Origin of the sequence: Sphingomonas sp. GV3 (assembly GCF_031082075.1) — a bacterium.
In the GTDB taxonomy this organism is placed as follows: domain Bacteria; phylum Pseudomonadota; class Alphaproteobacteria; order Sphingomonadales; family Sphingomonadaceae; genus Sphingomonas; species Sphingomonas beigongshangi.
Genome location: NZ_JARWLE010000001.1, coordinates 37,847 through 54,607, shown reverse-complemented (window position 1 = coordinate 54,607; position 16,761 = coordinate 37,847). Strand labels below are relative to the sequence as shown.

Here is a 16,761-nt window from a genome sequence, read left to right as displayed (position 1 = left end):
GTGCGCCTGTCGGCGATGGCACGGGCGGCCCTTCGCCCCACGCTCAGCGTCCGCGCCGCGTGGGCGCATGGAAGTCGGGCGGCTTGTCGGCGATCCATTGGATGAACCGCGCCATCCCGGGGTGATCGCGGAGCGCGGCGGGCTCCGCAAAGTCCTTCGCGAGCGCCGCATTGGGGATCAGCGCGTGGACGGTGCGGTGGCAGATCGGGTGGACCGCCGCGGTGACGCGGCCGCCCTGTGACTTGGGCACGAGATGATGCCATTCGACCTTGCTGCCGAGCGGCCGTCCGCAGATCGGACAAGGATCGGCAGGCGCGTCGCGCCCCGCGCGCGCCGCAGCTTCGACCAGACCCGCCTTGCGTTTGACCCTACCGCGCATTGCGGCCGATATGGGGGCGCGGATCGATTTGGCGAGGCCCGCCCGCCCCCGCCCCTTGCAGCGACCCAAAACGACAAGGGCGGGCCCGGCTGTCGCCGGACCCGCCCCGCCTGTCGTCCCTGCGTGGGATCAGAAGTGCGCGATCACGCCCGCCATCGGGCGGAAGCTGTGCGCCTTGTCGAAGGTCGTCGCCTCGATGCGGAAGCGCAGACCCGAATTGCCGGTGATGCCGCCCAGACCGATGTCCTTCGGACCGATCTCCGCACCGACGCCATAGACGACGCCGTGATAGTCATACTTGGTGTCGCCCACCACGCCCGGCGCGAAATGGTCGAAGTTGTTCCAGCGGTAGCCGACCTTGCCGTAGAACAGGCCGCTGTCGCCGGCGCGGAAGCCCGCGCGGCCGTAGGCGCCATACTGCCAGTCGATGTTGCCCGAAACGCCCTTGGCGACGCTGCCCTCGGCACCGACGAACACCGGACCCAGCGGCACGTTAACGCCGACCACGCCCTCGACAAGCGCGCCGTCGAGCTTGTAGCCGCGCGGCTGCGCCGGAATGCCCGCGCCCTGACGCGAGAACTGCTCCCAGCCGCCCATCACGCCGAAATACGGCTCGATGCCGAACGCCCGCGTACCGTCCGGTGCGCGCGGGGCGTCGCTGGGGGCCGTGGCGCTGGTATCGGTCGTCGCGGTGGTCGACATGTCCTGCGCGAAGGCCGGGACAGCGAAGGACACGGCCGCAACGGCGGCCGCGAGGGCGAGCTTACGCATAATGAATTACCTTGTGTTGCCTCAACTCGGGCGGCCGCGACCAAGTCGCTGGCCAGCCCAGGCCCCACCAAACCGATCTACCGGGGCTTTGTTGCAGCGCACGCGCCAAAAACGGGCAATCACCTCGGACATGTGGTATTACGGCAACACTTCCTGTCGCTACCATGAACAAAATACCACACCGACTGGTAGGTCGATGTGGTATTTCTGTCTCGGACGGTGAAATGCGTCAGGGACGCAGCGCAGCATCGTCCCGGTCGTTCAGGTCTTCCTCGTCGACGGCATCGTCGTCGAAATCGTCCTGCGCATCGTCCTCTTCGACGTCTGCCTCGTCCCGGTCTGCGTCGCTGTCGGCCTCGCCAATTTCCTCGGCATCCATATCGATGTCGTCGAGCGGCTCGTCCTCGTCGTCCTCGTCACCCAAATCGGGATCGAGATCGGTCAGCACGACGCCATCGGTCGGCCCGTCCCGCGTCGCCTCGAGGATTTCGGCGCGCTGGCTCTCGTCATAACCTTCTTCGTCGTATCCGTCGTCGCCCGAGCCCATGCCCGGCACCTGATGTCCGCCCATCGCGCCCTCCAGAATCTATGGTGATGGAGCGAACGGCGGGACGCGGCCGGCGGTTCCCGATCCCGCGATCAGAGCGGGCGGTAGAGGCGCCCCTTTTCGGTCACCGCGACGCAGACGATGGCGACGAGCCCGGCAAGCAGGAATCCCGCCGCAAGGGGGGCGGTCGTGCCGTCGAACGCCTGGCCGATCACCACGCCGAGCAACGCGCCCATCGTGACGGAGGTGAAGCCCTGGACGCTCGACGCGGTGCCGGCGATCCGCCCCATGTTCTCCATCGCCATCGCCGAGAAGTTGGACGTGGCAAGGCCGAAGCAGCCCATGGTGAACGCCTGCAGCAGCACGAAGCTGATCAGGGTATCACGCCCGCTCCACGCCAGGGCCAGGTGCACCGCGCTGAGCGCGATCAGCACGGTCAGTGCGCTGTGGCTGATCAGCCGCGTGCCCAGCTTGAGGACGAGGCGCGCGTTGGTCAGGTTGGCCACCGCCATCAGCATCGATGTCGCTGCGAACATCACCGCCAGCAAATGGGGGCGGTGGAACGTGTCGAACATGATCTGCTGGATCGAATTGAGATAGCCGTAAAGCGCACCCATCAGCGCCGTCGAGGCGAGCGTATAGCCGAGCGACCAGCGGTCGCCGAGCGTCTGTCGCCAGCCCGCGACGATCCGGGACGGCGACAGCGGCTGCACCGCATCCGGTCGCAGCGTCTCCGGCATGCGAGTGTAGAACCACGTGAACAGCACCATGGTGATGACCGCGATGGTCCAGAAGATACCGCGCCAATTGGCGAACAGCAGCACCGTCTGGCCAAAGGTCGGCGCGAGCACGGGCACGATCATGAACACCATGAAGGCGATCGACATGACGCGCGCCATCGGGCGGCCATGGTAGCAGTCGCGCACCAGCGCGACGGTCGCGACGCGGGTGGCGGCGATCATTGCGCCGCCCGCCACCCGCGCGCAGAGGAGGAGCACGAAGCTTGCCGATATCGCGCACAGGATGTTGGCGACGGCATAGCCGGCGAGCGCCCAGAGCAGCACCGCGCGTCGGCCGAACCGGTCGGCGAGCGGCCCGTGGACGATCTGCGCGATGCCGAAGCCGAGCACGAACGCGGTGATGATGAACTGGCGTTGATTCTCGCCGACGACGTGCAGCGACGCCCCCATCGCGGGCAGTGCGGGCAGCATCGAATCGATACCGAGCGCGGCGAGCGACATCAGCGCCGCGATCAGCGCGACGAACTCGACGAAGCCGATCGGCGCGCCGGGCGGTTCCGCGAGGCTTGCGGCGGCGGTGGCTGGGGAGGATGACGTGGACACGCGAACCCCCTATAGTGGCGACGACGGGTTCGGAACCCCTCGCCGATCCCAAGCCTCTGCAACGACATGGCGAGAGACAGATGACGAACCGGGCATGGATGGGATCGATATCGCTCGCGGCGGCGATGCTGGTGACGGCCTGCGACCGATCGGGCGACGGTACGTCGATCACGATCAACGCCGATGACGGCAATACCGTCGGTGCGATCGACGGCAGGTCGGGCGACGTGAAGATCGCGCTGCCCGGCTTCAGCGGCCAGTTCAAGATGCCCAAGCTGGACATGGACGCGGGCAACTTTCAGCTTAACGGCGTCCACCTCTATCCCGGGTCGAAAATCGAGGCGGTGGACATGAACGATGGCGGCATGCGCATCCGCTTCAGCAGCCCCGCCCCCGCCGCGGCCGTCCGCGACTATTTCCGGGAACGGCTGGCGAAGGCGGGCTATGCGCTCAAGGCTGAGCCCGAGGGGCTCAGCGGCCGGACGAACGACAATACGTCGTTCCGCCTGAACCTGGAGGGCGGTGCGGAAAGGACGAAGGGGACGATCCTGCTGGGCGGGTGAGCCGCCCTCGGCCGGGCGAATGCCGCCCGGCGGAAATCAAAGTGCGCGAACCGCGTCGAGTACCGCCTGGGCGTGGCCGGGCACCTTCACCTTTCGCCATGCCCGAACGAGCCGACCGTCCCGGCCGAACAGGAAGGTGGCGCGCTCGATCCCCATATACGTGCGACCATACATCTGCTTTTCGCCCCAGACGCCGAAGGCCTCGCAGGCGGCACCATCCTCATCGGACGCGAGCGTGACCGTCAGCGCATGCTTTGCGGCGAACTTGGCATGGGCGGACGGCGGATCCTTGCTGATCCCCAACACGGTGGCGCCGGCAGCGGCGAAATCCGCCGACAGCACGGAGAAATCCTGCGCCTCCCGCGTGCAACCAGCGGTATCGTCCTTGGGGTAGAAATAGATCACGGCAGGCAGCGGCAGGTCGGTCAACCGGATCGGCGAGCCGTCCATGCCCGTCACCGAAACGGCCGGAATAGTCGCGCCGTCATCCATCGTCATCCTCCGTCGTTGCGGCCCAAGCGGCCGCAACGTCCTGCCGCGTCGCGGCCAGCGTCGCAAGCACCTCGGACCAATCCGCCATGCCGAGCGCGCGCGCGATCAGCGCGCAGGTGGCGGGCGGCGGCTCCGCCGCATCGGGGGCGACGAGCCGCACGACCACGAGCAGGCGGGCCAGCACGGCATAGGCAGGGCCGAGGCTTGCCGGCAGTCGGCCGAGCGCGATCAGCGTGTCGATCGCGCCGAGCAGTTGAGGGTCGAAGCCGGCGCGATACCGCAGCTGCGCGACGTGCACGGTGAATTCCAGGTCAACGAGACCGCCGGGCAACAGCTTGACGTCGAGCGGACCCGCCGGCGGTTTGTGCCGTGCCATCTCGCCGCGCATCGCCACCGCGTCGGCGGCGATGTCGCGCGCGGCACGCGCTCCGCCCAAAACCGCGTCGATCTCTTGCTGGACCGCGGCGCGCGCCGCCGGCGATCCGAACACGGGCCGCGCTCGCGTCAGTGCCATATGCTCCCAGGTCCAGGCGCCTTCGCGCTGGTAGCGGGCGAAACTGTCGAGGCTGACGACGAGCGGCCCCTGCGTCCCCGACGGCCGCAACCGGGTGTCGACCGGATAGAGGGGGCCCGCAGCGGTCGGCACCGACAGCGCCGCGCCGATCCGTTGCGCGAGACGATTGTAATAGAGCGTGGCGCCGAGTGGCTTCGCGCCGTCCGACTCGGCGGCATAGTCGCCGGTGAAGAGGTAGACGAGATCGAGATCCGAGGCGTGGGTGAGTGCGCGGCCGCCGAGCCGCCCATAGCCCAGGATGACGAGTTCGCTGTCCGGCACGCGGCCGTGGGTGCGCGCGAAGTCGGTGATCGTCGCGGCGGCAAGCGTCTCCACCGCCGCCTCCGCCAGCCGCGCATAGCCGCCCGCCACGACGAGCGGATCGGCGGCGCCCGCGACGATCTGGCACCCCAGCGCGAACCGGCGTTCCCCGACGATGCGGCGGACCTGATCCAGCAAGGACTGGTAATCCGCGGCATCGCCGCGTCGCATCGCGGCCACCAGGGTATCCACCTCGCCGAGCGGCTCGAAGGCGCTCGCGTCGATCAGGCCGTCGATCAGTTCGGGACGCATCGCCAGCGCATCCGCGAGCGGCGGCGCATGGCTGAGGATGGCGGCCAGCATCGCGGCAAGTCCGGGACGCGCCTCAAGCAGGCGGAAGATGTTGATCGCGCTCGACAGGCGTTCGAGCATTCGGTCGAGCCGGCGCAGCGCCGCGGCGGGATCGGGCGCTTCCGCCAGCGCGGGCATCAGCACCGGCAGCACCGCCTCCAGTGCCTCTCGCGCGGCCGGGCTGCGCAGTGCGGGATACCGGCCGCCGCGCCAACCCGCAACCGCAGCGGCCGCGGCGGCGCCATCCACGAACCCGGCCTGGTCCAAGGTCGCGGCCAGCGCCTCGGCCGTGTGCGGCAGCTGCGCCGGACGGCTGTCGTCGAGCGTGTCGTAAAGCCGTCCGACCGCGGTGATCGAAGGGTGCAATCCCGCGAGGAGCGCGTCCGCACCGGCAAGGCCGTCGAGCGCCGCGACGCCCTCCAGCGCGCTGCCCGCGGGCAGGCTGTGCGTCTGCCGATCGTCCACCATCTGCAGGCGGTGCTCGACGGTGCGCAGGCGGACATAGGCATCGGTGAGCATCGCCGCGTCCTCGCGGGTGACGTGGCCCGCCACGGTAAGCGCGGCCAGTGCGTCCCGCGTCGCCGGCGCACGCAGCGCGGGATCGCGGCCGCCGTGGATCAGCTGATGGATCTGGGCGAAGAACTCGATCTCGCGGATGCCGCCGCGACCGCGCTTCAGATCATATCCCGGTCCGAACGCCTGGCCGCTGGCATAGTGATCGCGGATGCGGCGCGACAGCTCGCGGATCTCCCGTACCGCGCCGAAGTCGAGCCCCCGCCGCCAGACGAAAGGCCGTATCGCTTCGAGGAACTGGCGTCCCAGCGCCAGGTCGCCGGCGGCGGCGCGCGCGCGAATGAAGGCGGCCCGTTCCCACGTTAGCGCCTGCGACTCGTAGTGGCTGATCGCACCCAGGAGCGGGATGGCGATCGGCGTCACCTCCGCCGCCGGTCGCAGGCGCAGGTCGACGCGCAGCACATAGCCGTCGCCGTCGCGTGTCTGCAGCAGGTCGACGACGCGGCGCGCGATCCGCACCGCCGCCTCCTCGGGTTCGTCGCGGGCGCGACGCGGGATGGCGGTGGGATCGAACAGCAAAATGGGGTCGACGTCGGAGGAGTAATTGAGCTCGCGGCTGCCGTGCTTGCCGAGCGCGATGGCGACGAAGCCGTGCGGCAGTGCATCCGGCACCCGCTCCGCGATCGCCGCGGCGATCGCGGTATCAAGCGCATGGTCGGCAAAGTCGCTCAGCCGGTGCGTGACCTCCGTCAGGTCCGCGAGACCGGCGAGATCGTCGACCGCGACCGCGAGCGCGAGCGCGTTGCGCTGCCAGCGCAACCGGCGCGCGACGGGCATGTCGGGCGCGACGACCTGCGGATCGCGCCAATCGAGTGCGCCCTGGCGCACCGCGTCGCTCCAACCGGGGTGACGATCGAGAACGGATGACAGGAAGGGCGAATGCGCGCGAATACGCCCGACGGCATCGGCCCGCACGCTCTCACGGTCCCGGTTTCCCGGCTCGTCCATGAATTTCCCTTTCGTTTCCGTCTGTTCGTCGCAAAACCGCAACGATTCGCACGAACGGTCGTTCAGGATGGCATGTCGATCGCCGGGCATCATTCGGAAAAGCCGCGTCGCGGCGATTATGTCGTGCGCCGTCCGCGTTCGACCGATGCGCTCGGCCATACGCTGCGGGGCGCCTTCAGCGATACCGGTGTGCCGGACGACATGCTCGACCTGCTCGGCAAACTGGACCGGTTGCCAAGCTGAACGGCCCGGGCCTCCTCACCCCCCGGTAGTACAGGTCGGCTTTCGCGAGATACGAATGAACGCCCCGCGCGTCGGCAGATGCGGCGGCGCGGCCCGAAGGTCGTTGCCGCCCGCACTATCCCATCAGCGTCCGCGGCTCAGGTGGTCGACTTCGCCCATGATGGTGTCCAGCGCCGTCTTGCTGGTGTCGGTCTCATGCTCGCGGCGCGAGGGCAGCGCGCCCTCCGACAGGATGGTTTCGAGCGCGACCCGGCCGCGCGCCACGCGGCTCTTGATCGTGCCGACCGCCACCTGGCAGATTTCCGCCGCTTCCTCGTAGGCGAATCCGCCGGCACCGACTAGGATCAGCGCCTCCCGCTGCGGCTGGGGCAGGTGCATCAAAGCGCGCTGCATGTCGCCGAGCTCGACGTGGCGATCCTGGCTGGCGGGCGCGGCAAGAATGCGATCTGCCACCAGGTCGTCCCACTCGCCCTTGAACCGCGCCCGGCGCATCTGGGAGAGATAGAGGTTGCGAAGGATGATGAACGTCCAGGCGCGCATGTTCGTGCCGGCCTGGAAGCGCTTGCGCGCCGCCCAGGCCTTGAGCAGGGTTTCCTGGACGAGATCGTCCGCGAGGTCGCGACTGCCCGACAGCGAACGGCCGAACGCGCGCAGATGCGGGATAACCTGCGCGAGCTGGGTCTTGAATTCCGGGTCCGACAGCGAGACGTGCTCGACGGGCGCTGTCGGCGCCTCGTCGTCTTCATAGTCGTCGCGCGGGGCAGGCTGAGTCATGCAATTCCGTTCAATGCCGGGGACGTGGTTGCCGCCTTCGCGACAGAGATAGGTGCCACGGTCTTCAATTACCAAGATAAATGAGACCGGCTCTAACGCAGGATCAGAAAGGCGAAGATCGCGATCACCAGTACCAGCGATATGCCGAGGACGTATCGCGTCACCCCCGGGGTAGCGCCAGCGCGCGCTTCCGTGGTTGTCACATGCACAGGTTCGTTCTGATCCGCCATGATGTCTCAACCCTCGAAAGACGTTTTGGGTCCGTAACCTTCGCCTGCGGACTCAGACCCCGGCCGGTACCGTACTTTGATCGAAGAACAGCGCCTGGCTGATCGCGGCCTTCACGGTCGACCGCTGGAACGGCTTGGTGATGAGGAAGGTCGGCTCCGGCCGTTCGCCGGTCAGCAGACGCTCCGGGAAGGCAGTGATGAAGATCACGGGGACCTCGAATTCGGCGAGGATGTCCTTGACCGCATCGATGCCGGAGCTGTCGTCGGCGAGCTGGATGTCGGCAAGCACGAGGCCGGGACGGTCCTCCATCGCCAAAGCGACCGCCTCGTCGCGCGTGACGGCGACGCCGGTCACCTCGTGGCCCAGGTCACGCACGATCGTCTCGATATCCATCGCGATGATCGGCTCGTCCTCGATGATCAGCACGCGCGCACGCGTCTGCTTCTCGATCTCCTCGAGCGCCTCGGCGACAAGGCTCTCGACCTCGCTCGTGTCGACCTCGATCAGATAGGCGGCGTCCTCGGGCGAAAAGCCCTCCATCGCCGTCAGCAGCAGCGCCTGCCGCGACAGCGGCGTCATCCGCGCGAGGCGCGCGCGCGCCACCACCTCGCTGCCTTCGATGTCGCTCACCGACGTCTCCTCGGCGCCGTCGGCGTTTGCGGAAGCCCAGATCCCCTGGAACATGCGGTACAGCCCGAGACGCGGATCGACGTCGCGCGGAAACTGATCCGGCGCGGCGACGATAGCCTCCAGCGTCGCGCGGACATATTTGTCGCCCTGGTTCTGACTCCCGGTCAACGCCCGGCCGTAGCGCCGCAGGAAAGGAAGATGCGGTGCGAGTTGCTGTCCAAGCGACATGGGTCGGTTTCACTCCCTGAGATGTACTGGCGGCCCCGATAGGTGAGCGGGAGCCCGCGTCTTTGCAACGGTGTTTGTCGAGAAACCCAGCCGCCCCCATGGACCTGCGGAATTTTCGCGCGGCAATGGAACCATCGAGCATCGATTTGGTTTCCTTGCCCGAACCAAGACCGTAAAGTCGCCGTCAGCGCGACCGATGCGGTCGTGGCATTTCATCGCGTCGATCGCCTGGACTTCCACCGGGCCACCAGGGGGAATTGTTGGACTTGGCCAGCGAGAAGGACCGGAAAACCTCGTCGAAGAAAACGTCTGAGAAAGGCCAGGGCAATGACCGCGACATGGGTGCGGCGCTACGGTCCGCATATCAGAAGACGGTCGACGAGCACGTGCCGGACGAAATGCTAGACCTGCTGAACAAGCTCGCCTAGCCGAGGGGCATGGCCTCCTCCCCAGATGCTGCTGCCGCCGCCCGTGGTGTCTCCATGACGCCGGTGTCAGCCCTTTCGCGCCTCCCGACCGGCGCGAAGCTTTTCATCACGCTGTCCATTGCCTTGCTGCTGCTGGCATTGATCGCGATCGCCGCGACCCTGCAGACCGGCCGGGTCGCGGACGCGGAGGTGCGCGCGCGACTGCGAATCGCGGCGACCGAGAGCGCCCGCAACATCGCGATCGAGCTGATCGGCGACACCACCGCGCTGAAGGTCGCGGTCGAGGCGCTGCGCGACGATCCAGCCGACGCGCCCAGCTGCGCGCGCGCCCAGGGCGTCTTCGCGCAGCAGGCCGCGATCGGCACCCGCTTCTCGATCGTCGACCGCCAGGGTCGCCTGCTGTGCGGTCAGCCGATCGACGCCTCGCTGCCCGCCGCGGACAAGCCGCTGGACATCGCGATCGTTGCGAATCGCGGACTCGTCCTGTCGGTTGCGGCGCCGGGCGGATCGCCGATCGCCCGCGTCCTCTTCCCCACCGCGTTCCTTTCCCGGCTCGCCGGGTCGGGCAGCCGCGCCATGCCGCTGAGCACCGCGCTGATCGACGAGAAAGCGTCGCTCGACCTGACCGACATACCGGGTCTGGGGCCGCTGGACCGAACGGAAACGGTGCAGACACCGCTCGGGCTCGACGGGCTCGTCCTGCGCACCCGCATGCGCAGCGCGCCGGTCACCTCGTCGTTCCTGGTTGCGCTGATGCTGCCGCTGCTGATGTGGGCCGCGGCCGCGGGGCTTTCCTGGTTCGTCGTCGATCGCCTGCTGATCCGGCCGCTGCGCCTGCTGCGGGCGAGCGTTGCAGCCTATACCCCCGGCGAAGTGATCGATCCCGGCAAGTTGGGCCCCCTGCCCGCGCAGGAAATCCGCGAGCTCGGCGATACCTTTCGCGCGATCAGCCGCACCGTTGCGCTCCACGAGGCAGGCCTGGCAGATGCGGTCGTACGCCAGACCAAGCTCACCCGAGAGGTCCATCACCGGGTGAAGAACAACCTGCAGGTGATCTCCAGCCTGATCAACTTTCATGCGCGCGGTGCCCCCAGTGCCGATGCGACGGCAGCCTATGCCTCGATCCAGCGGCGCGTCGACGCGCTGGCAGTGGTACATCGCAACCATTTCGCCGAAATGGAGGAGAACCGCGGACTCAATCTGCGCTCGGTGATCGGCGAGCTGGCATCCAACATCCGCGCCACCGCGCCGGAAGGTGCAGGCAGCCTGATCATCGCGCTCGATGTCGATCCGTTCCTGGTGACCCAGGACGTCGCCGTGGCCGTCGCGTTCCTGGTCACGGAGACGATCGAATTGGCGATGACCAGCGATCCCGCCGCCCAGATCCGCGTGGCGATCAAATCGGGCGACGCGGAGAAACGCGCCGTGCTGCGGGTCGTGTCGCGCGCCTTCGTCGAAAGCGAGAAGCTGACGCATCTGCTTTCTACCCGCTACGGTCGCGTCATGGAGGGTCTGTCGCGCCAGTTGCGCGCCCCGCTGCATCACGATCCGATGACCGGCGCCTACGAAATCGCCTTTCCCGTCCTCGGTCGCGACTGAGCCAAAAAAGATTCAAAAAAAAGCGATAGGGGCGGAACCTCCTCGAATGCGCGCCGTTATGCACTTCGGATCGCGACCTTATGCCCCCCCGCTCTCGCGATCCACGACATAGGCCCGGAAGCAGCAACCCTCCCCCCCCCGGTGCTGCTTCCGGGCCTTTACTCTTTCAACCAAGCGGATCATGCCGCTGGCCCGGCTCAGCGAACATCCCTCCGAGTGCCGGCAACATTAGCGGAATTGGCGTTCCGGGTGCGGAGCGAAGCGCCCCCCCGAACATTGGCGACGCACCTATTCCATTCATCGAGGAGATATTCCGATGCGTAAGATTCTCGGCCTCGCCGTCGTCGCCGGTGCACTGATGGTCAGCGCCTGCAACACGGTCGAAGGCGTCGGCAAGGACGTGAGCTCGGCCGGCAAGACCGTCGCGAAGACCGCCGACGACGCGAAGTAATCCTTCCGCCGCACGGCCAAGCAAGGCCTCCCGCCCGACGCCGGGCGGGAGGCCTTTTGTCATCTGCGCTGATAATCTGCACCCGCACGGCAGCGACCGGTCCCGCCATGCTGCACGCGGGTCGCCGCGGCGTCAGGCCGCCTGTGCCGCCTCTTCCGCCGCCAGCTTGGCCCGCTTGCGCTCGGTGAACCAGATGCCGATGAGGGCGAGTTCGTAGAGGAGGCAGAGCGGAATCGCGAGCAGCAGCTGCGACCCCACGTCCGGCGGCGTCAGCACCGCCGCGATGGCGAATGCGCCGACGACGGCGTATCGGCGCGCGGACTTGAGCTGCTGCCGGGTCACGATCCCGGCGCGCTCCAACAGCATCAGCAGCACCGGCAGCAGGAAGGCGATGCCGAATCCGAACAGGAACTGCATGATGAAGGACAGATATTCGGCGATGTCGGGGAGCGCTTGGCGCTTCACGTCGCCGACCATGCCGGAATATCCGAGCAGGAAGTGCAGCGCCATCGGCACCGCGACGAAATAGGCCATGGCGGCGCCGGCGGTGAACAGCACCGGCGTCGCGAGGAGGAACGGCAGCAGCGCCCGCTTTTCCTTGCGGTACAGGCCGGGGGCGATGAACCGCCACGCCTGGTTGGAGATCACCGGGAAGCTGAGCATCATCGCGGTGAAGAAGGCGAGCTTCACCTCCGTGAAGAAGCCGCCGTAGACCGTCGTGAAGATCACCTCCGTCTGCCCTGCCGCACGCAAGGGCTTGAGCAGGAAGGCGAAGATCGTGTTGGCGAAATACATCGCCACGCCAAAGCAGACCGCGACTGCCGCGATGCAATAGAGCAGGCGGCGGCGTAGCTCGACAAGGTGGTCCAGCAGGGGCGCGCGGCTCGCGTCGATCTCGTCGCGGCTGTCGATCAGCGCGTCGTCGCTCACGAGGCCGCTCCTTCGCGCGGCGCGTCCGGATGATCGGGCGCGGCCGGTACGACATGCGGATGGTCGACGCTGATCGGCGGCGCCGGTGGTGCGGGCCGATCATGGATCACGGGCGGTTCGACCAGCGCGGGCGCATCATGGTCGAGGGTCGTGGCGCCGGGCTCGACCGGCGACGACGGAGCTGCATCCGCAGCGGGCGTCGCGGGATGTTCGGCCATGATCCGCGCATTCTCCGCCGCCCAGCGCTTCTCCATTTCCTCCAGCTCCGCCTCGCGGACCATGTTGTCGAAGCCTTGGCGGAACTGGCGCGCGACACCGCGCGCCTTGCCGACCCAATAGCCGACGATCCGCATCGCCTTGGGAAGATCCTTTGGCCCGATCACCACCAGCGCGACGAAGGCGACCAGCAGGAACTCGGACGGGGCGATATCGAACATGGACTAGAGTACGCTAGCGGACGGTCGTCGGTCAGCGATCGTCGCGGACGCGCTCGCCGTCGCGATCGAACGCGGGCTCGGCAGACTTCTGCGCCTCGATGCGCGGCGCCGGCTTGGCGTGGCTCTCGTCCTCCTCGGCCATGCCCTTCTTGAAATTCTTCACGCCCTTGGCGACGTCGCCCATCAGGTTGGAGAAGCGGCCGCCGCCGAGCAGCAGAATGGCGACGACGGCGAGGACGAGCAGATGGATCGGGCTGAAGCTGCCCATGGCATGTCTCCTGAAACTTCATCGACATCTAGTCACTGTCGTCGTCCTTTTCCACTGCGAAAGCCCCGACGTGCGCGCCTTCCGGCATAAGGTCGACGGGATCGAGCAGACCGGCGGCGCGCAGATCGTCCAAGCCGGGCAGGTCGCGACGGCTCGCGAGGCCGAAATGCGCGAGGAACGCGGGCGTCGTCGCGTACAGGAGCGGTCTCCCCGGCACCTCGCGTCGCCCCGCCGGGCGGACCCAGCCCGCCTCCATCAGCACGTCCAGCGTGCCCTTGGATATCTGAACGCCGCGGATCGCCTCGATCTCCGCGCGCGTCACGGGCTCGTGATAGGCGATGATCGCCAGCGTCTCGACGCCGGCACGCGACAGGCGCCGCGGCTCCTCGCGATCGCGGCGCAGCAGGTGGGCAAGATCGGGCGCGGTCTGGAAATGCCAGCGGTCGCCTCGGCGCACCAGCGCGACGCCGCGTCCGGCATAATCGGCTTCCAGCCGCTCCAGCGCGGCGCGCACGTCGCCGCCACCGACATAGGCGCGGAGCGAATCGACCGACAATGGCTCGGCGGACGCGAACAGCAGCGCCTCGACCGCGCGGACGATGTCGTCGGGGGGCGTCACGAGGCGGCGCGCAGGTAGAGCGGGGCGAAGGGCGCCGCCTGGCGCAGTTCCGCTCTGCCCTGCTTTGCCAGTTCCAGCGCGGCGAGAAAGGACGAGGCGAGCGCCGACTTGCGCAGCCGGTCGCTGCCGTCGGGAAGGAAGCTTTCCAGCGTCGTCCAGTCGAGCCGGGTGCCGAGCAACGCGCCGATCCGCGCCAGCGCCGTCTCCAGCGTCATCACCTCGCGATCGGCGACGACGTGCATCACCGGGCGGTTGCGCGCGCTGATCCGGCCATAGGCGGCAATGACGTCGTACAACTCCGCCTGCCAGCGCGCGCGCCGGATCGTCCGCAACCCTTCCGCCCTGCCGCGCGGAAACACGTCGCGGCCGAGCCGATCCCGCGCCATCAGCCGCGCCCCCGCCTCGCGCATCGCGTTGAGCCGCTCGAGTCGCAATTGCAGGCGCAGCGCCAGTTCCTCGGGGTCCGGCTCGACCCGCGGGTCGCGCGGCAGCAGCAGCGCGGATTTGAGATAGGCCAGCCAGGCCGCCATGACGAGATAATCGGCGGCGAGTTCCAGCCGCAGCACCTTCGCCCGGTCGACGAAGCGGAGATACTGCTCGACCAGCGCCAGGATCGATATGGCTCGCAGATCCACCTTCTGCGCCCGCGCGAGCGACAACAGCAGGTCGAGCGGCCCCTCCCAGCCGTCAAGGTCGAGTGTCAGCTGTTCGGGTTCGACCATCAGGCGAGCGCGAGAAAGGCGTCGCGGCGGCCGACGAGCTCGGCGAAGTCCCCCTCCGGCGGCCGGCGCGTCGCCATGGCCCGATCGAGGCGCGCGCGGGCGGCAGGCGCGATATCGTCGAGCCGCCCCGCGATGTCGACCATCTCGTCCATCCGCGCCCAGCAATCGAGCACCAGGTCGCAGCCCGCGGCGATCGCGCCCGCGGCCTTGTCTCCGGCGCTCCCCGCCAGCGCCTTCATGTCGATGTCGTCGGTCATCAACAGGCCGTCGAAGCCGATCGCACCGCGGATCACCTGCTCGATCACCACCGGCGACAGCGTGGCGGGCCGCTCGGCGTCCCACGCCTGGAACACGATATGCGAGGTCATCCCCATCGGCGCATGCGCGAGCGTGCGGAACGGCTCCAGGTCCGTCTCCAGCGCCGCCGCATCGGCGGTGACGGTCGGCAGATCGTAATGCGAATCGACGATGGCGCGGCCATGGCCGGGCATATGCTTGACGACCCCGACGATCCCGCCAGCCGCCAACCCTTCCAGCATCGCCCGGCCGAGCGAGGCGACCTGCATCGGGTCGCCGCCATAGGCGCGGCTGGCGATCGCCGGCGTGGTATCCGGTTGCGCGACGTCGAGCAGCGGCGCGCAATCGACGGTGATGCCCATTTCGCGCAACATCAGGCCGAGCGCCTGGCCGTTGGCCCGCATCGCCTGGATCGCGGACATCGGTGCCCTGTCGTACAATGCGGCGAAGGCCGGGCCGGCGGGAAAGGCGGGCCATTCCGGCGGCCCCATGCGCGCGACGCGGCCGCCCTCCTGGTCGATCAGAATGGCAAGGTCGTCGCGCCCGGCGAGCGCGCGCAAGGAGTCGGTCAGCGCCCGCAATTGGCCGCGCGTCTCGACGTTGCGCTTGAAAAGGATGTAACCGGCGGGTTCGACATCGGCGAAGAAGGCGCGCTCCTCGACGGTGAGCGCGGGGCCGGACAGGCCGAAGATGACGGGCTTCATGCCCGCCGGTGTAGCGTGGCGCGCGCGCCCGCGCCATGCCGGCCAGCCACGCGCGCGCCGATCCATCGTATGGGCAGCGCGGTGCGACCGCCTGCGGGTCAGCCTCGCCGGCCGCGCCGCCGGCTACCGCACCGCCGCGACGAGCGTGTCCGCCAGACCCTGGTAAAAGGCGCCGACGCAGGCGAGGTCGCTGGTCGACGGATGCAGGCGGTCGCCCATCGCGTAGCGACGCAGCGTCGGCGCGTGCGAATCGGTCCATCCCGCGGTCATCCACTGCGCCGCCGCATCGTCGGGACGGCAGACGCGGCCGCGGCAATAGGAGAGGCAGGCCCGCGTCCGACCCAGAGCGCGCAGGCGGCGCTGGTCCGCGGCTAGGTCGATGCGGTCGGGCGCGACGAGGCCGATCTTGCGGGCGGTATTCCGCTGTCGCTGCAGGGACGGCGAGACATCCCCGACCGCATCGAGCAGAAGGCTGAGGAAGCGATCGATCTCGCCCAGGCAATTGCCCAGATAGCGGGCCCGCGCATAGTCCGCACGGTGCGATGCGGAAGAGCCTGGATCGATCTCCGCCAGGAAGCGCGTCGCGCGGCTCAGCGTCTCATAGCGGCCGCCTATCATCGGCGCCCACGCCAGTAAATCCAGCGCAAGGCGTGCGGGACGGCCCGGCAGGCGGGAAAGGCGGCTGCCGCGACGATCGCGGCCCCGGCGGCCAGCGCCGTCGTCGCCGTCGTCATAGCGCCGGCCGAGCGCCCCGTTCGACACGGCGCCGTTCCGTCGCCTCGGAGCGTGTCGCCATCGCCTCCCAGGACACAGCGGCCCGCTCGCATCGTTCACGCACGTTGTCGAGCGTCGCCTCGGATGCCGCCGCGCGCTGGAGTTCGGCCTGTTCACGGAAGAACTGTGCGTCCCTGGACATAGCTCAGGCCTGCCTTTCGCTGGAAGATGAGGGTGGCAGCGGAACGCCTGCCAGCCGGTCGAGCACTGCCGACAACCCGACCTCGCCGTCGACGGCGAGGTCGAGCGGCCGTCCGCCGAGCACGTCGTCCGCTTCGTTCAGAAAGGCCATCGTCCGATCGCGATCGCCGAACGCCCGCCATGCCGCCGCCATCACGGTGGCCTGCCGCCGCTTCTGGTCGTCGGAAAGGCGCGTCTGCGACGCTGGCCGGAAGCGGCGCGTAGGCCGATCGGGGCGCGGCGGCGCCGTCTCGATCACGCGAGGGAGACCAGCGGGGCCGCCTCGCCGCGAAGGGGCGCGGTCCAATCGGCAATTCGCCGGGCATAGGCCCGCGCTAGCGCCAGATGGCTATGCCGCGCCTCGCGACTCGCGGCGGCGTCGGCCATCATCAGCGAAACCTGATGACGATAGAGGAGGTCGTTCAGGCCCATGTGCCGTACTCCTTGCGTAAGCGGGAGCACACA

At 68.5% G+C, this 16,761-nt stretch carries 22 protein-coding genes; 5 read left to right on the top strand and 17 right to left on the bottom strand.

The window, feature by feature from the left end; genetic code table 11:
* Positions 1 to 43: 43 nt before the first annotated feature.
* The 4 genes from RF701_RS00295 to RF701_RS00280 all read right to left on the bottom strand — a co-directional run bounded on the left by RF701_RS00295 (position 44) and on the right by RF701_RS00280 (position 3,040).
* Positions 44 to 379 (bottom strand): HNH endonuclease, encoded by a 336-nt coding sequence (locus RF701_RS00295; protein ID WP_210356661.1) that lies wholly within the window; start codon positions 377 to 379, stop codon positions 44 to 46.
* 129 nt (positions 380 to 508) lie between these two features.
* Positions 509 to 1,150: an outer membrane protein gene (locus RF701_RS00290; protein WP_203310582.1), complete on the bottom strand. Its 642-nt coding sequence runs from the start codon at positions 1,148 to 1,150 to the stop codon at positions 509 to 511.
* 229 nt (positions 1,151 to 1,379) lie between these two features.
* Entirely contained in the window at positions 1,380 to 1,721 is a 342-nt protein-coding gene (locus tag RF701_RS00285; protein WP_210356662.1) for a DNA primase, read from the bottom strand.
* 68 nt (positions 1,722 to 1,789) lie between these two features.
* Positions 1,790 to 3,040 carry a multidrug effflux MFS transporter gene (locus RF701_RS00280; protein WP_308813688.1) on the bottom strand — a complete coding sequence of 417 codons (1,251 nt, stop codon included), beginning with the start codon at positions 3,038 to 3,040 and terminating at the stop codon, positions 1,790 to 1,792.
* 80 nt (positions 3,041 to 3,120) lie between these two features.
* On the opposite strand from RF701_RS00280, the gene RF701_RS00275 reads away from it, so the two are divergent.
* A complete protein-coding gene (locus tag RF701_RS00275) occupies positions 3,121 to 3,603 on the top strand; it encodes a hypothetical protein (RefSeq protein WP_308813687.1) in 483 nt (160 codons plus the stop codon).
* A gap of 36 nt (positions 3,604 to 3,639) precedes the next feature.
* Here RF701_RS00275 and RF701_RS00270 read toward each other — a convergent pair whose 3' ends face one another.
* Positions 3,640 to 4,095 (bottom strand): peroxiredoxin, encoded by a 456-nt coding sequence (locus RF701_RS00270; protein ID WP_308815591.1) that lies wholly within the window; start codon positions 4,093 to 4,095, stop codon positions 3,640 to 3,642.
* Complete coding sequence (gene glnE / locus RF701_RS00265) at positions 4,088 to 6,781, bottom strand: bifunctional [glutamate--ammonia ligase]-adenylyl-L-tyrosine phosphorylase/[glutamate--ammonia-ligase] adenylyltransferase (protein ID WP_308813686.1); 2,694 nt, start codon at positions 6,779 to 6,781, stop codon at positions 4,088 to 4,090. The genes RF701_RS00270 and glnE overlap by 8 nt, the downstream gene beginning before the upstream one ends.
* A 72-nt stretch (positions 6,782 to 6,853) precedes the next feature.
* Here glnE and RF701_RS00260 point away from each other — a divergent pair, with 72 nt between their 5' ends.
* On the top strand, positions 6,854 to 7,024 hold the full coding sequence (locus RF701_RS00260) for a hypothetical protein (RefSeq protein WP_210356665.1): 171 nt from the start codon (positions 6,854 to 6,856) through the stop codon (positions 7,022 to 7,024).
* 123 nt (positions 7,025 to 7,147) lie between these two features.
* On the opposite strand, the gene RF701_RS00255 is transcribed toward RF701_RS00260, so the two are convergent.
* The gene (locus tag RF701_RS00255; protein ID WP_210356666.1) at positions 7,148 to 7,798 is read right to left on the bottom strand and encodes a sigma-70 family RNA polymerase sigma factor; all 651 of its coding nucleotides are present in this window, start codon (positions 7,796 to 7,798) and stop codon (positions 7,148 to 7,150) included.
* Between the two features lie 282 nt (positions 7,799 to 8,080).
* Positions 8,081 to 8,887 carry a response regulator gene (locus tag RF701_RS00250; protein WP_308813685.1) on the bottom strand — a complete coding sequence of 269 codons (807 nt, stop codon included), beginning with the start codon at positions 8,885 to 8,887 and terminating at the stop codon, positions 8,081 to 8,083.
* Between the two features lie 266 nt (positions 8,888 to 9,153).
* Between RF701_RS00250 and RF701_RS00245 the strand changes: the two genes are divergently transcribed.
* The 3 genes from RF701_RS00245 (at position 9,154) to RF701_RS00235 (ending at position 11,365) form a co-directional block, all read left to right on the top strand.
* Positions 9,154 to 9,315, top strand: a complete 162-nt coding sequence (locus RF701_RS00245; RefSeq protein WP_308813684.1) for a NepR family anti-sigma factor — start codon at positions 9,154 to 9,156, stop codon at positions 9,313 to 9,315.
* Between the two features lie 54 nt (positions 9,316 to 9,369).
* A complete protein-coding gene (locus RF701_RS00240) occupies positions 9,370 to 10,914 on the top strand; it encodes a sensor histidine kinase (RefSeq protein WP_308813683.1) in 1,545 nt (514 codons plus the stop codon).
* Positions 10,915 to 11,230: 316 nt separating this feature from the next.
* Positions 11,231 to 11,365 (top strand): entericidin A/B family lipoprotein, encoded by a 135-nt coding sequence (locus RF701_RS00235; protein WP_203310589.1) that lies wholly within the window; start codon positions 11,231 to 11,233, stop codon positions 11,363 to 11,365.
* Positions 11,366 to 11,497: 132 nt separating this feature from the next.
* Here the strand turns inward: RF701_RS00235 and tatC are convergent, their stop codons facing one another.
* The 9 genes from tatC to RF701_RS00190 form a co-directional block, all read right to left on the bottom strand.
* On the bottom strand, positions 11,498 to 12,295 hold the full coding sequence (gene tatC / locus RF701_RS00230; protein ID WP_308813682.1) for a twin-arginine translocase subunit TatC: 798 nt from the start codon (positions 12,293 to 12,295) through the stop codon (positions 11,498 to 11,500).
* The gene (gene tatB / locus RF701_RS00225) at positions 12,292 to 12,732 is read right to left on the bottom strand and encodes a Sec-independent protein translocase protein TatB (RefSeq protein ID WP_308813681.1); all 441 of its coding nucleotides are present in this window, start codon (positions 12,730 to 12,732) and stop codon (positions 12,292 to 12,294) included. Before tatB ends, tatC begins: the two co-directional genes overlap by 4 nt.
* Positions 12,733 to 12,763: 31 nt before the next feature.
* Positions 12,764 to 13,000 carry a Sec-independent protein translocase subunit TatA gene (locus tag RF701_RS00220; protein WP_203310591.1) on the bottom strand — a complete coding sequence of 79 codons (237 nt, stop codon included), beginning with the start codon at positions 12,998 to 13,000 and terminating at the stop codon, positions 12,764 to 12,766.
* A 28-nt stretch (positions 13,001 to 13,028) separates the two neighbouring features.
* Positions 13,029 to 13,619, bottom strand: a complete 591-nt coding sequence (gene scpB, locus RF701_RS00215) for an SMC-Scp complex subunit ScpB (RefSeq protein ID WP_203310592.1) — start codon at positions 13,617 to 13,619, stop codon at positions 13,029 to 13,031.
* Complete coding sequence (locus RF701_RS00210) at positions 13,616 to 14,341, bottom strand: ScpA family protein (RefSeq protein WP_308813680.1); 726 nt, start codon at positions 14,339 to 14,341, stop codon at positions 13,616 to 13,618. The genes scpB and RF701_RS00210 overlap by 4 nt, the downstream gene beginning before the upstream one ends.
* The gene (nagZ, locus tag RF701_RS00205) at positions 14,341 to 15,342 is read right to left on the bottom strand and encodes a beta-N-acetylhexosaminidase (RefSeq protein ID WP_210356673.1); all 1,002 of its coding nucleotides are present in this window, start codon (positions 15,340 to 15,342) and stop codon (positions 14,341 to 14,343) included. The genes RF701_RS00210 and nagZ overlap by 1 nt, the downstream gene beginning before the upstream one ends.
* 123 nt (positions 15,343 to 15,465) lie before the next feature.
* On the bottom strand, positions 15,466 to 16,104 hold the full coding sequence (locus RF701_RS00200; protein WP_308813678.1) for a hypothetical protein: 639 nt from the start codon (positions 16,102 to 16,104) through the stop codon (positions 15,466 to 15,468).
* Between the two features lie 157 nt (positions 16,105 to 16,261).
* Positions 16,262 to 16,555: an antitoxin Xre/MbcA/ParS toxin-binding domain-containing protein gene (locus tag RF701_RS00195; RefSeq protein ID WP_308813677.1), complete on the bottom strand. Its 294-nt coding sequence runs from the start codon at positions 16,553 to 16,555 to the stop codon at positions 16,262 to 16,264.
* A complete protein-coding gene (locus RF701_RS00190; RefSeq protein ID WP_203310596.1) occupies positions 16,552 to 16,728 on the bottom strand; it encodes a hypothetical protein in 177 nt (58 codons plus the stop codon). The genes RF701_RS00195 and RF701_RS00190 overlap by 4 nt, the downstream gene beginning before the upstream one ends.
* Between the last annotated feature and the right edge of the window lie 33 nt (positions 16,729 to 16,761).

What these genes read in the sequence shown, in the direction of transcription:
- nagZ (WP_210356673.1), bottom strand. Translation starts at nt 15,342, where the DNA reads ATGAAGCCCGTCATCTTCGGCCTGTCCGGCCCCGCGCTCACCGTCGAG.
- RF701_RS00240 (WP_308813683.1), top strand. Translation starts at nt 9,370, where the DNA reads ATGACGCCGGTGTCAGCCCTTTCGCGCCTCCCGACCGGCGCGAAGCTT.
- RF701_RS00260 (WP_210356665.1), top strand. Translation starts at nt 6,854, where the DNA reads ATGTCGATCGCCGGGCATCATTCGGAAAAGCCGCGTCGCGGCGATTAT.
- RF701_RS00235 (WP_203310589.1), top strand. Translation starts at nt 11,231, where the DNA reads ATGCGTAAGATTCTCGGCCTCGCCGTCGTCGCCGGTGCACTGATGGTC.
- tatB (WP_308813681.1), bottom strand. Translation starts at nt 12,732, where the DNA reads ATGTTCGATATCGCCCCGTCCGAGTTCCTGCTGGTCGCCTTCGTCGCG.
- RF701_RS00250 (WP_308813685.1), bottom strand. Translation starts at nt 8,887, where the DNA reads ATGTCGCTTGGACAGCAACTCGCACCGCATCTTCCTTTCCTGCGGCGC.
- RF701_RS00275 (WP_308813687.1), top strand. Translation starts at nt 3,121, where the DNA reads ATGACGAACCGGGCATGGATGGGATCGATATCGCTCGCGGCGGCGATG.
- RF701_RS00295 (WP_210356661.1), bottom strand. Translation starts at nt 379, where the DNA reads ATGCGCGGTAGGGTCAAACGCAAGGCGGGTCTGGTCGAAGCTGCGGCG.
- RF701_RS00220 (WP_203310591.1), bottom strand. Translation starts at nt 13,000, where the DNA reads ATGGGCAGCTTCAGCCCGATCCATCTGCTCGTCCTCGCCGTCGTCGCC.
- RF701_RS00290 (WP_203310582.1), bottom strand. Translation starts at nt 1,150, where the DNA reads ATGCGTAAGCTCGCCCTCGCGGCCGCCGTTGCGGCCGTGTCCTTCGCT.
- RF701_RS00285 (WP_210356662.1), bottom strand. Translation starts at nt 1,721, where the DNA reads ATGGGCGGACATCAGGTGCCGGGCATGGGCTCGGGCGACGACGGATAC.
- RF701_RS00255 (WP_210356666.1), bottom strand. Translation starts at nt 7,798, where the DNA reads ATGACTCAGCCTGCCCCGCGCGACGACTATGAAGACGACGAGGCGCCG.
- RF701_RS00190 (WP_203310596.1), bottom strand. Translation starts at nt 16,728, where the DNA reads ATGGGCCTGAACGACCTCCTCTATCGTCATCAGGTTTCGCTGATGATG.
- RF701_RS00270 (WP_308815591.1), bottom strand. Translation starts at nt 4,095, where the DNA reads ATGGATGACGGCGCGACTATTCCGGCCGTTTCGGTGACGGGCATGGAC.
- glnE (WP_308813686.1), bottom strand. Translation starts at nt 6,781, where the DNA reads ATGGACGAGCCGGGAAACCGGGACCGTGAGAGCGTGCGGGCCGATGCC.
- RF701_RS00210 (WP_308813680.1), bottom strand. Translation starts at nt 14,341, where the DNA reads ATGGTCGAACCCGAACAGCTGACACTCGACCTTGACGGCTGGGAGGGG.